Annotated in this window: 13 protein-coding genes; 10 read left to right on the forward strand and 3 right to left on the reverse strand. The window is 68.2% G+C overall.

Features of this window, described 5'->3' with window-relative positions:
* Positions 1-39: 39 nt before the first annotated feature.
* The 3 genes from ACWF0M_RS32285 to ACWF0M_RS32295 are packed head-to-tail and all read left to right on the forward strand — an operon-like array spanning position 40 to position 1,725.
* A complete protein-coding gene (locus ACWF0M_RS32285) occupies positions 40-495 on the forward strand; it encodes a Mov34/MPN/PAD-1 family protein (RefSeq protein ID WP_452239521.1) in 456 nt (151 codons plus the stop codon).
* Between the two features lies 1 nt (position 496).
* The gene (locus tag ACWF0M_RS32290) at positions 497-775 is read left to right on the forward strand and encodes a MoaD/ThiS family protein (protein WP_452239522.1); all 279 of its coding nucleotides are present in this window, start codon (positions 497-499) and stop codon (positions 773-775) included.
* Between the two features lie 2 nt (positions 776-777).
* Positions 778-1,725: a PLP-dependent cysteine synthase family protein gene (locus tag ACWF0M_RS32295; protein WP_452239523.1), complete on the forward strand. Its 948-nt coding sequence runs from the start codon at positions 778-780 to the stop codon at positions 1,723-1,725.
* 96 nt (positions 1,726-1,821) lie between these two features.
* On the opposite strand, the gene ACWF0M_RS32300 is transcribed toward ACWF0M_RS32295, so the two are convergent.
* Positions 1,822-2,184, reverse strand: a complete 363-nt coding sequence (locus tag ACWF0M_RS32300; RefSeq protein ID WP_452239524.1) for a hypothetical protein — start codon at positions 2,182-2,184, stop codon at positions 1,822-1,824.
* Between the two features lie 168 nt (positions 2,185-2,352).
* Between ACWF0M_RS32300 and murI the strand changes: the two genes are divergently transcribed.
* The 4 genes from murI (at position 2,353) to ACWF0M_RS32320 (ending at position 8,537) form a co-directional block, all read left to right on the forward strand.
* On the forward strand, positions 2,353-3,156 hold the full coding sequence (gene murI / locus ACWF0M_RS32305; protein WP_452239525.1) for a glutamate racemase: 804 nt from the start codon (positions 2,353-2,355) through the stop codon (positions 3,154-3,156).
* 127 nt (positions 3,157-3,283) lie between these two features.
* Positions 3,284-4,030 (forward strand): MBL fold metallo-hydrolase, encoded by a 747-nt coding sequence (locus ACWF0M_RS32310; RefSeq protein WP_452239526.1) that lies wholly within the window; start codon positions 3,284-3,286, stop codon positions 4,028-4,030.
* The gene (locus ACWF0M_RS32315) at positions 4,011-4,838 is read left to right on the forward strand and encodes an alpha/beta fold hydrolase (RefSeq protein ID WP_452239527.1); all 828 of its coding nucleotides are present in this window, start codon (positions 4,011-4,013) and stop codon (positions 4,836-4,838) included. The genes ACWF0M_RS32310 and ACWF0M_RS32315 overlap by 20 nt, the downstream gene beginning before the upstream one ends.
* 159 nt (positions 4,839-4,997) lie before the next feature.
* On the forward strand, positions 4,998-8,537 hold the full coding sequence (locus tag ACWF0M_RS32320; RefSeq protein WP_452239528.1) for a PQQ-dependent sugar dehydrogenase: 3,540 nt from the start codon (positions 4,998-5,000) through the stop codon (positions 8,535-8,537).
* Here the strand turns inward: ACWF0M_RS32320 and ACWF0M_RS32325 are convergent.
* Together ACWF0M_RS32325 and ACWF0M_RS32330 are read right to left on the reverse strand one after the other, a co-directional pair.
* The gene (locus ACWF0M_RS32325) at positions 8,534-9,364 is read right to left on the reverse strand and encodes an SAM hydroxide adenosyltransferase (protein ID WP_452239529.1); all 831 of its coding nucleotides are present in this window, start codon (positions 9,362-9,364) and stop codon (positions 8,534-8,536) included. The genes ACWF0M_RS32320 and ACWF0M_RS32325 overlap by 4 nt on opposite strands.
* A gap of 165 nt (positions 9,365-9,529) precedes the next feature.
* Positions 9,530-10,702, reverse strand: a complete 1,173-nt coding sequence (locus ACWF0M_RS32330) for a Gfo/Idh/MocA family protein (RefSeq protein WP_452239530.1) — start codon at positions 10,700-10,702, stop codon at positions 9,530-9,532.
* Between the two features lie 146 nt (positions 10,703-10,848).
* Between ACWF0M_RS32330 and ACWF0M_RS32335 the strand changes: the two genes are divergently transcribed.
* Genes ACWF0M_RS32335 through rdgB form a run of 3 tightly spaced genes read left to right on the forward strand, consistent with a single transcriptional unit; the run spans position 10,849 to position 13,050 of the window.
* A complete protein-coding gene (locus ACWF0M_RS32335) occupies positions 10,849-11,721 on the forward strand; it encodes an SGNH/GDSL hydrolase family protein (protein WP_452239531.1) in 873 nt (290 codons plus the stop codon).
* A 10-nt stretch (positions 11,722-11,731) separates the two neighbouring features.
* Positions 11,732-12,448: a ribonuclease PH gene (gene rph, locus ACWF0M_RS32340; protein WP_452239532.1), complete on the forward strand. Its 717-nt coding sequence runs from the start codon at positions 11,732-11,734 to the stop codon at positions 12,446-12,448.
* Entirely contained in the window at positions 12,445-13,050 is a 606-nt protein-coding gene (rdgB, locus tag ACWF0M_RS32345; protein ID WP_452239533.1) for an RdgB/HAM1 family non-canonical purine NTP pyrophosphatase, read from the forward strand. Before rph ends, rdgB begins: the two co-directional genes overlap by 4 nt.
* Position 13,051 lies beyond the last annotated feature (1 nt).

Here is a 13,051-nt window from a genome sequence, read left to right on the forward strand (position 1 = left end):
TTGGCGGGGCCGGTACGGCGCGCGCCGTACCGTGGAGGCGTGCTGGTGATCGAGAAGGCGACTGTTGACGCGATCGTGGCGCATGCCCGGCGGGACCATCCCGACGAGGCGTGCGGTGTGGTCGCGGGGGCCGAGGGATCGGACCGGGCGACCCGGTTCGTCCCGATGCTGAACGCCGCCATGTCGCCGACGTTCTACGAGTTCGACTCGGGTGATCTGCTGCGGCTCTACAAGGAGCTCGACGAGCGGGACGAGGAGCCGGTGGTGATCTACCACTCGCACACCGCCACCGAGGCGTACCCGTCCCGCACCGACATCAACCTCGCCCAGGAGCCCGGCGCCCACTACGTGCTGGTGTCGACGCGGGACGGTGCCGACTCCCCGGCGTACGACGGGCCGGTCGAGTTTCGCTCGTACCGGATCGTCGAGGGCAAGGTCACGGAAGAAGAAGTACGCGTAGTTGGTTCTTATGAAGAGACTGAAGGAGAGCACTGAGATGGCGATCGAGCTGCGCGTGCCGACGATCCTGCGCACCTACACCGGTGGCGCGAAGGCGGTCACCGGTGACGGCGTGAACCTGGCCGAGTTCATCGACGACGTGAACGGCGCCCACCCGGGCCTCAAGGAGCGCATCGTGGAGGGTGAGCCGGAGGAGCTGCGCCGGTTCGTGAACGTGTACGTGAACGACGAGGACGTCCGCTTCACCGGCGGCCTCAAGACCGAGGTGAAGGACGGCGACGTGGTCGTCGTGCTGCCCGCGGTCGCCGGCGGCTGATCATGCGCTTCGACAGCCTGCTGGACTCGGTCGGAGGTACGCCGCTGGTCGGGCTGCCGAAGCTGTCGCCGTCGGCCGACGTACGGCTCTGGGCGAAGCTCGAGGACCACAATCCGACCGGGTCGATCAAGGACCGGGCGGCGCTGCGGATGCTGCTGGACGCCGAGAAGGACGGCCGGCTGCGCCCGGGGAACACGATCCTCGAGCCGACCTCCGGCAACACCGGCATCTCGCTCGCGATGGCGGCCAAGCTCCGCGGGTACCGGATGGTCTGCGTGATGCCGGAGAACACCTCCGAGGAGCGCCGCCAGATCCTGCGGATGTGGGGGGTCGAGATCATCTCCTCCCCGGCCGCGGGCGGTTCCAACGAGGCGGTCCGGGTCGCGAAGCAGGTCGCGGAGGAGCACCCGGACTGGGTGATGCTGTACCAGTACGGCAACCCGTCGAACGCGCTCGCACACTACGACGGCACCGCGCGGGAGATCTTCGCGGACCTCCCCTCCGTCACGCACTTCGTCGCCGGCCTCGGCACCACCGGCACGCTGATGGGCGTCGGCCGGTTCTTCCGCGAGCACAAGCCCGAGGTGCGGATCGTCGCCGCCGAGCCGCGGTACGGCGAACTCGTCTACGGCCTGCGCAATCTCGACGAGGGCTTCGTCCCCGAGCTGTACGACGAGACGCTGATCGACGCCCGCTTCTCCGTCGGTCCGCGCGACGCGGTCCGCCGGGTCCGTGAACTGCTCGACAACGAAGGCATCTTCGCCGGCATCTCGACCGGCGCGATCCTGCACGCGGCGCTGGGCCAGGCGGCCAAGTGCGTGCGCGACGGCGAGCAGGCCGACATCGCGTTCGTGGTCGCCGACGGCGGCTGGAAGTACCTGTCCACCGGCGCCTACGAAGGCACCATCGACGAGGCCGAAGACCGCCTGGAAGGCCAGCTCTGGGCCTGACGTCGGCAGCGGCGCAGGGAGACCGGAGCGGCGGGCGGAGGGCCGGTCCGGGGTCGAGTGCGGTTTGTTGCTTTGGGCAACCTACGTCATGTCCGCCTACGGTTCTTTGAACAGGACCTTGCGGCCGAGTCGGGGGTGGACGCCGCGACCCTTGCAACTGCTGCACGGGCGTTGGGCGTAACTGAAGATGCTGCCGCGGTGCCGGCCGGCACCCTTGCACCTGGCGCACTTGGCGTTCGGGTGCAGCGACAGCGAGACGACGTACGCAGCGAACATCGCCATCAGCGCCAGCAGCAGGAGTCCCGTCGGTCCGATGGACGACGCGATATCCGCGGCGGTGCCGTTGTTCGACTCCGTGGCCTGACTCGCCGCTTGTCCTGCGGCGGCGACGTGTTCGGGCTGCGGAGTTGGTGCGGCGGTGGTACCTATTACCACCGCTAGGTGATGCGTCAGGTCCATGGCATCACGAGGGGCGGTCGAGCAAACATCGCTCCAGAGTGGCGTGCATCACGCGAAAAGGCAATTCCATAACGTAAAGATGTGGACAACCTCGGCGTGTCGTTCCCAACGGTTAGGTAAGGCTGCACTTCGGATCTGCCCGCGTGCGGACCTGTATAAGCTCTTCCTGTGGCAGACGCACCGGTGGGGATCTTCGACTCAGGCTTCGGGGGACTCACCGTCGCCCGCGCGGTACTCGATCAGTTGCCGCACGAACCGATTCTCTATCTGGGCGACACCGCGCGTCAGCCGTACGGCCCGAAGCCGATCGCCGAGGTCCGCGAGTACGCGCTCGAATGCCTGGACCATCTCGTCGAGGCCGGCGTGAAGATGCTGGTGATCGCGTGCAACTCCGCGAGTGCCGCGATGCTGCGGGACGCTCGCGAGCGGTACGACGTACCGGTCGTCGAGGTGATCCTGCCGGCCGCGCGCCGGGCGGTGGCCGCGACGCGGAACCAGCGCGTCGGCGTGATCTGCACGAAGGCGACCGCGCAGTCGCTCGCGTACGAGGACGGGTTCGCGGCCGCGCCGCAGGTCGAGCTGTTCACGCACGCGTGCCCGAGGTTCGTGGACTTCGTGGAGTCCGGCGTGACGTCCGGACCGGAGCTGCTCGAGGCCGCCCACGAGTACCTGGATCCGCTGGTCGAGGCCGGCGTCGACACGTTGATCCTCGGGTGCACCCACTATCCGTTGCTCACCGGCGTCATCTCGTACGTGATGGGCGACAACGTCACGCTGGTCAGCAGCGCGGAGGAGTGCGCGAAGGACGTGTACGGCGTACTCACCAAGACCGGTCTGCTCCGCCCCGACCATCTCCCGACGCCCGCGCACCGCTTCGTCACCACCGGCAACCCCGCGGAGTTCGCGGCGATCGGCTCCCGCTTCCTCGGCCCCGCCCTGTCGAACGTCGACCAATTCGCCTGGGTCCGCTGACGTGTGATCCATGTCGCACCCGGACGTTGTCCAAGGCACCGGAAGGGGCCTGGATGCCTGTGTGGTAACCGGATCGACGCGTCCGGTCGTCCTGCACGGGGAGCGACTCGCCGGTAGTGTTCCAGGTATGAAGCTCACCGTGATCGGTTGCTCCGGGTCTGTTCCCGGGCCGGACTCGGCTGCCTCGAGCTATCTGGTCACGGCCGAGGGGTTCAACCTGATCCTGGACCTCGGCAGCGGCGCGCTCGGTTCGCTCCAACGGCACCTCGCCGTACCGGAGATCGGGGCGATCGGCCTGTCCCACCTGCATCCTGACCACTGCATGGATCTGTGCGGGCTGTACGTCGCGGCGCGTTACGCGCCGGGGGCGCCGATCCCGAGGATCCCCGTGTTCGGGCCGCCCGGTACGTCGGAACGGATGGCGCTGGCCTACGACCTGCCGCTCGATCCCGGGATGGAGGAGGAGCTGGAATTCCATACCTGGCAGGACGTTCAGCAGATCGGGCCGTTCACGATCCGCACCGCGCGGATGGTGCACCCGGTGCCGGCGTACGCGATCCGGGTTGAGCACGGCAACAAGTCGCTCGTCTACACCGGCGACACCGGTCCGAACGACGCGCTGATCGAGCTGGCCCGCGGCGCCGACGTGCTGCTGTCCGAGGCCGCGCTGCCGGACAACGAACCGAACAACCCGGTCGACCTGCACCTGACGCCGGCCGACGCCGGTGAGCACGCGAAGAAGGCCGGCGTGAAGCGGCTCGTCATCACCCACGTCCCGCCGTGGTACGACCGCGTGACGCAGGCCGAGAACGCCCGCCGTACCTTCTCCGGCCCGGTCGAGATCGCTACCCCACATGCCGTTTTCGACATCTGACGGCGTTCGGTTGTGGACCGCAACCACCGGTACGGCGACCGGGCGGCCGGCGGTCGTGATCCTGCACGGCGGTCCGGGCCTGTGGGACGACTACGCCGTACTCGCCGAGATGCTCGACGACCTCGTGGTCGTACACCGCTTCGACCAGCGCGGCTGCGGTCGCTCGGACCCGTCCGACGTACAGACGTTGGCCCGGTCGGCGCGTGACATCGACGAGCTCCGCGCGTACTTCGGCCATGAGCGGATCGTCGTCATCGGCCACTCCTTCGGCGCGACGCTGGCGATGACGTACGCCGCGACGTACGGCGATCACGTGGCCGGGATCGTGTACCTGGACGGTGTCGGCATCGGCGACTGGCGTACGGCGTACCACCAGGAACGCGCGCGCCGGATCACACCGGAGCAGGACGCCCGGCTCGACGACTTGTCCGGACGGCCGCGCACACCGGCCGAGGAGACCGAGTTCCGCGCGCTGTCCTGGTTCACCGACCATGCCGATTCCGAGCGCGCGATGGAATGGGCGTACGCGAGCGCGGCCGTCGACCTCCCGATCAACTTCGCCGCCAACCGCGCGCTGGGGGCGACCGGACGCTTGACATCTGACGAGCTGAAGTCGCAGGCGGCCGCGATCCAGGCTCCGGTCACGTTCGTCCACGGCGCCGGAGATCCACGCCCGGCCTGGGCGGTCCGCGACCTCGCCGACCACACCCCGAACCACACGTTCCACCTGATCCCGGCCGCCGGCCACTCGCCCTGGCTCGAGCAGCCGGAGCTGGTCCGGAAGGTGCTGCGCGCCGCCGTGCGCTAGATCGACCGAGCGTTTGAACTCCGCGCCACCGGCCTTTCCCTGGAAGCGAACGGACCTCCTCGCTCTTGCCGCGCTGACACATCGGGGCAACACTGCCCTTTGGGGTGGGTCACGCGGGGGGCGCGTGGTTCTTAAAACACGCGTGTGGGGGTGGGAGCGATGACACGTCGCCGGACCTGGAAACCGCTGGGGATCATGCTGGCGCTCGCGCTGGCCGCGCTGAGCCTGGTCGCGACATCGGGTCCGGCTGCTGCGGCAACGCCGGCCCATGTCCAGAGCCGGGCCAAGGAGGTCACCTCCGGCACTGTCAACAGCCTCGCGTTCTCGGCCGCCAACACCGGCGGGAACCTGATCGTCGTCTACCTGATCTGGAACACCAGCGCGACGGCGACGCTGTCCGACACGAACAGCAACGTGTACGCCGCCGCGGCGCCGGTGACGCGGTGGAACAACAACACCTGGAGCTCGCAGGTGTTCTACGCCAAGAACATCGGAGCCGGAGCGAACACCGTGAAGGCCACGTTCTCGACCTCGATCACCGCCTGGGCGGACCTGTACATCCACGAGTACTCAGGCGTGGACAAAACCAATCCGCTGGACGTCTCGGCCGCCGCGGTCGGCACGAGCAGTGCGATGAACAGCGGCACCGCGACCACCACGAACCCGTCGGACCTGATCTTCGGCGCGGCAGCATCGACCGGCAACGTGAACGCGGCCGGCGCCGGCTTCACCACCCGGCGCAGCAACTTCGGCAACCGGACCGAGGACAAGGTCGTCGGTACGGCGGGCCTGTACAACGCCACCGCGACACAGAACAGCACCTCCTGGGTGATGCACATGGTGGCCTTCAAGGGCGACACCGCTCCCGCGGACACGACACCGCCGACGGTCGCCGTCACGGCACCGGCGAACATGGCCACGGTCAACGACATCGTCACCGTGTCGGCCGATGCCGCCGACAACGATCGCGTCGCCGGAGTGCAGTTCTTCGTGGACGGTACGGCGAACGGGCCCGAGGACACCGCATCGCCGTACGCGCTGACCTGGGACACCCGGACGGTCGGCAACGGCGCCCATACGCTGACGGCCCGCGCCCGCGACGCGTCCGGCAACTCGGCGACCTCGGCGGTGGTGAACGTCAACGTCTCGAACACGAACTACTTCCAGAACGAGATCCTGGCGACCGGGTTCGACCTGCCGACGACGTTCGAGTTCCTGCCCGACGGGCGGATGCTGGTCGCCGAACTGCAGGGCAGGATCAAGGTGCTGCCGCCGCCGTACACCACTCCGAGCCCGACGCTGTTCCTGCAGATCACGAACATCGGCCAAGCCGGTGTCCAGCAGGGCATCTACGACCTCGTCCTCGACCCTGCGTTCACGACGAACCACTACTACTACGTCTTCTACACCCTCGGCTCGCCGAACCACGACCGTGTCTCCCGGTTCACCGCGAACGCGAACCTGGACGGCACCGTGGCCGGCAGTGAGTTCGTGCTGTACGAGGATCCTCAGACCGCGAACGCCGAGCATCACGGCGGTGCGCTGAACTTCGCGAACGACGGCAAGTTGCTCTTCACCACCGGCGAGCACTTCGACCCGTCGGCCGCCCCGCTGCTCACCAGCCCGCGCGGCAAGGTGCACCGGATCAACCCCGACGGCACCGCGCCGACCGACAACCCGTTCTACGACGGCGCGGGCCCGAACGTCGACACGATCTGGGCCCGGGGCCTGCGCAACCCGTACCGCGCGTACTACGACAAGCCGACCGGACGCTTCTTCATCGGTGATGTCGGCGGCAACGACCCGTCCACCTCGAAGGAGGAGATCGAGCTCGGCGCAGCCGGGGCCGACTACGGCTGGCCCGCCACCGAAGGCCCCTGCGCGTCGCCGTGCACGAGTCCGTTGTTCTGGTACCCGCACGCGGGTCGGGACGCCGCGGTCACCGGTGGCTTCGTCTATCACGGGACCGCGTTCCCACCGGCGTACCGCGGCGCCTATTTCTACGCCGACTACGCGCAGAACTGGATCCGCGGTCTCACCTTGGATGCCGCCGGCAACGTCAGCGGCACGTTCAACTTCGAGCCGGCCGACGGCTCGGTCGACGGGCCGTACGGCGACATCGTCTACCTGGACGAGGGACCCGACGGCGCCTTGTACTACGTGGATCTGGGCTACTCCGACGCCAGTGGAACGTTCGGCGTGAGCAAGATCCGCCGGATCAAGTACGTGCAGAACAACCAGGCGCCGATCGTCAACGCCTCGGCCACGCCGACGTCGGGTCCGACGCCGCTGGACGTCGCGTTCTCCAGTGCGGGCTCGTCCGATCCGGAAGGGCAGCCGCTCACGTACTCATGGTCGTTCGGGGACGGTACGACGTCCACCGAGGCGAACCCGACGCACACGTACGCGACCGCCGGGGCGTACCAGGTGCGGCTGACCGTGTCGGACGGTGTGAACAGCTCGCTCTCGACGCCGCTCGCGATCAGCGCCGGCAGCGTGCCGACGGCAACCGTCCTCGCGCCCACCGACGGCGCGCAGTTCCGGGCCGGCGACGTGATCACGTTCAGCGGCACGGGGACCGATCCCGACGACGGCACGCTGCCCGCGAGTGCCTTCACCTGGAACATCGACTTCCTGCACGACGGTCACGTCCATCCGGGGACGCCGATCACCGGCGTGACGAGTGGGACGTTCACGATTCCGTCGAGCGGACACGACTTCAGCGGTCTCACGCGGTACCGGATCACGCTCACCGTCCGCGACTCGACCGGCCTGACCTCCACGCAGTCGGTCACGATCTGGCCGGAGAAGGTGAACCTGAACTTCGACACGGTGCCGACGGGGCGGACGCTGTACCTCGACGGCATCGCGCGGACGACCCCGTTCGTCGCCGACACGCTGATCGGGTTCAACCACACCGTCGAAGCGCGCAACCAGGTCGCCGGCAACACGTCGTACACCTTCGCGTCGTGGTCCGACGGCGGCGGCCAGCAACACACGATCACGGTGCCCGCGACCGGGGGGAGCTACGTGGCGACGTACACCGCGACGCAGTTGCCGACCGGGCTGGTGGGCGCGTGGGGCTTCAACGAGCCGTCCGGTACGACGGTCAACGACTCCTCCGGCACCGGCAACCAGGGGACGATGTCCGGCGTGGGTGTCACCAGAACCGCGGCCGGCAAGTACGGCGGCGGCCTGTCCTTCAACGGCTCGTCGGGCAACGTCACCGTGCCCAACTCCGCCTCGCTCAACTTCACCTCCAGTTACACCTTGGAGGCGTGGGTCAACCCGACTGCGCTGAGCGGGTACGAGACGATCCTGATCAAGGAGGTGACCGGCGGCTGTGCGTACTGGCTGCAGACGACCGGCAACAAGATCGCCAGTGGGTTCAGCAACGGCGGCTGCCGCGAGTACGTGAGCTCGACGCCGACCGTCCCGCTCAACCAGTGGTCACACCTGGCCGCGGTCTTCAACGACACGGCCAACACCTACACGCTCTATCTCAACGGCACGGCGATCCTGACCGCTGCGCAGACCCTCGCACCGGTTCCCACCACGCAGGCCCTGGCGTTCGGGCAGTCCGGCTGCAGCGGCTGCAGCAACGAGCGCTGGCGCGGCTCGATCGACGACATCCGCATCTACAACCGGGCACTGAGTGTGGATGAGGTCCGTACCGACATGAACACAGGTGTCGGCTAAGCGGCGTACTCGACCGAGGTACGCCGCAACGGTGCATCCCCTGACCGGAGCCCGAACGCCGTCGCTGCGGATCCACCTCGGATGACGAGTTCGACGAAGCCGGTGCCCGAACTGCCCACGATCAGGCCGGCGGCACCTCGCGGTACGTCGGTGAGGTGCCGGTAGCAGATCACATCGGTCACCGTGAGCGTGCCGTCCTGGCCGCGGCCTGCGACGGGCACTGTCGCGCCGATCGCGAAGCCGATCGCGTCCGGCCCGCAGTCGAACTTGCAGTTGCCGAAGTTGTCGACGACGCTCACGACCGGGCCGTCCTCGAGATCCTCGGGTACGGCGGTTTCGGTGGCGGGTACGGCGCGGTCGTCGGTGACCCATTTCGCGAGCAGCGGCAGGTACCAGAGGCTGCGGAACTGGGTGCCGGCGATCTTTTCGATGTCGTTTGCGTCGAAGCCGGCCGCGGTCACTGCCTCGCGGATGTCGGTGACGTAGACGTGGTCGATGCCGAGCTCACGACGTACCAGGGAAAGCACGCGGGCGTTGAAGGTGCTCGCGACCAGGTGCTTGCCGTGCCAGAAGAAGCAGAACGGTACGCCGTTCGGCCAGACGCCGTCGCGCGGCGCGATGTTCAGCAACGTGATGGTCGGATGGCCCTCCTCGCCCAGCAGCTCCAGCGATTGCAGGCAGTCGAGCAGGGTGAGCGCGGCGAACGATTCCGGATCGGGTCCGTCGGCGGCGACGACGGTCGGCGACTGGCCGAAGAGGGCACCGATCCGGGTGCTGAGTCTGGCGCGGGCGTTACCGTCGTGACAGTCGGTGATGTACGTGATCATGTGGCACTCCAGGGTGGTTGCAGCAGCTGGGGAAACGAAAGAGGCCCCCGACATCGGGGGCCTCTCGCTGCAAGCACACGTGCCTACGCCGCTGAAGTCCTCCCGCATCGAGGGCTCAGCATTCGCATTGCGGCGTACCAGGTCACGTCGGAAAGCGTAGCACTGTCAGCGCGTCTGCCCGTTGTCGAAATACGTCACCAGGGCCGGGTTCAGCGCAGGGACGTCTTGCGGTACGCCGTTCGCGCGCAGGGACTGGGTCGCGGCGTAGCCGGCGGCGACCGCGGCGCGGGCCGCGATCGGGGAGGTGAGGGTCGCGCCGCCTTCGCGGACGAAGTTCACGAACTCGGCCACCAGGTGCGGGTCGGCGCCGCCGTGGTTCTCATCGTCGCCGCCGATCTCGACGACCAGGTCGGCGTCCTCGCGGTATCCGGAGCGGCGGCTGTTCCACACCTTCACCACGCCTCCCGGCCCGTCGCCGAAGTTCTCCAGCCGGCCGTGGGTGCCGATCACGGTGTAGTTGCGCCAGTAGTCCGGCGTGTAGTGGCACTGCTCGTAGGTCATGTAGACCCCGTTGTCGAGCAGCAGGTTCGCCATCGAGAGGTCCTCGACGTCCATCACCGGCGCCAGGCCCTTCTGCTCCAGCGGCGGCCAGTTGTCGCTGGACACGAAGTCCTTGAACCGCTGGCCCGTCCGGTCGAGCCGGTCGGTGATCCCGCCGTACAGCGTGAGCGCGCCCATCGCGTTCACCCGGGTCGTGTAGCCGCCGGCCAGCCAGTGCATCACGTCGATGTCGTGGGCACCCTTCTGCAGCAGCAGACCGGTGGTCCGGGTGCGGTCCGCGTGCCAGTCCTTGAAGTAGAAGTCGCCGCCGTGGCCGACGAAGTGCCGGCACCAGATCGCCTTCACGTCGCCGATCGCGCCGTCCTGGATCAGCTTGCGCATCGTCAGCACGACGGGCATGTGGCGCATGTTGTGGCCGACGTACAGCCGGGCGCCGGAGTCGTACGCCGCCTGCAGGACCCGGTCACTGCCCTCGGTGGTGATCGCCAGCGGCTTCTCCACGAACACCGAGACGCCGGCCTGGAGGAAGTCGATCGCCGGACCCTCGTGCAGATCGTCGGGCGTGGTCAGGAACACCCCATCGAGCTTCTGGTCGAGCAGGTCGGAGTGGTCGGCGTACGCCGTGGCGTCCGGGTACAGCTCCAGGGCGAGATCCCGCTGTCCCGCGACCGGGTCACACACCGCGACGACTTCCGAGCCCTCGCCGGGACGATGCGCGTACTGCGCGATGCGGCTGCGCGCCCCGAGCCCCACTACGCCAAACCGAAGATCAGTCATACCAGGCAACTCCTGCACATAGTTGTTTGCAACAGCCTAACTCCGAGCAATTCTGGCAAGCAATCACCGATCCTCCAGTTGGAATTGCCTTGGTGGTCACCTGCCCAACATCGGGGTCTCGCTCCGTGCGGTCACCATGGCGGAATGTGAGCCTCCACTACGTGGCACTGGGGGACTCGACCACAGTAGGGGTCGGGGACCCGATGAACGGCAGCAGTACGACCGACCTGTCCGGTGCCGGTGCGCGCCCGGGGGAGGGGTGGCGGGGCTGGGCCTCGCTGCTCGCCGACTCCCTGGCCAGCACCCACCGTGTGACGTTCTCCAACTTCGCGACCAGCGGCGCCACCGTGCCGATCGTCGCGACCGAGCAACTGCCCTCCGCTGTCTCCTTGGCGGATGGTCCTATCGACCTGGCCTCCCTGATCGTCGGCGTCAACGACACCCTCCGATCCACCTTCGACGCCGGCCGGATCCGCGACAACCTCGACCTGATCGCCGACCGGCTGACAGCGCGCGGCGCGCTGCTGCTCACCGTCCGGTTCCACGACCACGGGCAGGTTTTCGGCCTGCCGAAGTGGTTGCGCCGGCCGCTCTGGCGGCGGATCGAGCAGGTGAACGTGGTGTTCGACGACCTGCACGCACGGTACGGCGGGATCCGGCTGGACATGGCCGACTATCCGGAGGTGTACCGCCGGGACTTCTGGAGCATCGATCGGCTGCACCCCGCCGAACGGGGTCACCGGAAGCTGGCGCGGGCGTTCGCCGACGAGCTGGCGGTCCGCGGGGTGCGCATCGACGTACCGCCGGACCTGGACTGCGCCTATCGGCCGCCGAGCAAGTGGGCGGACGCGGTGTGGCTCGTGAAGGAAGGCGTGCCGTGGGTCGGGCGGCGGGCCAACGACCTGGTGCCGTGGGCCGCGCGGATGGCGGTCACCCAGTTCGGGCCGGTCCGCCGATCGGCCGCCCCGGTCGCGCTGCAGCCCACGTCCAATGCGGAGGTCCGGCGTCTGGAGGCATAGGGTCTGATTCATGGCCCGTATTGATGGACGTAATGCTGACCAGCTCCGCCCGGTGACGATCACCCGGAACTGGCTCGACCACGCCGAGGGCTCGGTGCTGGTCGAGTTCGGACGTACCCGGGTGCTGTGCGCGGCGAGTGTGAGCGAGGGCGTGCCGCGCTGGCGCAAGGGCTCCGGTCTCGGCTGGGTCAGCGCGGAGTACGCGATGCTCCCGCGGGCCACGAACACCCGTTCGGACCGCGAGTCGGTGAAGGGCAGGATCGGTGGCCGTACCCACGAGATCTCCCGGCTGATCGGCCGCTCGCTGCGGGCCGTGATCGACTACAAGGCGCTCGGCGAGAACACGATCCTGCTCGACTGCGACGTACTGCAGGCCGACGGCGGCACCCGGACCGCCGCGATCACCGGCGCGTACGTCGCACTGGCCGACGCGGTCTCGTGGCTGCGCGAGCGGAAGCTGCTGAAGAGCGAGCCGCTGACCGGGACGGTGTCCGCGGTATCGGTCGGCATCATCGACACGGTGCCGATGCTGGATCTCTGCTACGAGGAGGACGTCCGCGCCGAGACCGACATGAACCTGGTGATCACCGGCGACGGCAAGTTCATCGAGGTGCAGGGTACGGCGGAAGGCGCGCCGTTCGACCGCTCCGAGCTGGACAGCCTATTGGAGCTGGGTGTTTCGGGCTGCGCGGAGCTGGCGAAGCTGCAGCAGGAGGCACTGGCGTGACTCGGGTTCTACTCGCCTCGAACAACAAGAAGAAGCTCGAGGAGCTGCGGCGGATCCTGACGCCGATCGTGCCCGGGATCGAGGTGCTCGGGCTCGGCGACGTACCGCCGTACGACGAACCGCCCGAGACCGAGACGACGTTCGAGGGGAACGCGCTGCTGAAGGCGCGTGCGGCTTTGAAGGCGACCGGGCTGCCGTCGATCGCCGATGACAGCGGGATCTGCGTGGACGCGCTGAACGGGATGCCAGGCGTGCTGTCGGCGCGGTGGTCGGGGCCGGCGAAGGACAACCACGCGAACAACCTGCTGCTGCTCGGGCAGCTGGAGGACGTGCCGGACGAGCGTCGCGGTGCATCGTTCGTGGCGGCGGTCGCTTTCGTCCGGCCGGACGGACCGGATGAGCTCGTGGTCGGCGAGATGCGCGGGTCGGTGATCCGCTCACTGCGGGGGACCGGCGGGTTCGGGTACGACGTGCTGTTCCAGGCCGATGGGTACGACCGTACGACGGCGGAACTGTCGATCGAAGAAAAGGACGCGATCAGCCACCGCGGCAAGGCATTGCGCGAACTGGCCCCGATCGTGGCGAAGGCGTTGGGGAGCTAGA

The sequence above is a fragment of the Kribbella sp. NPDC055110 genome (assembly GCF_053607525.1).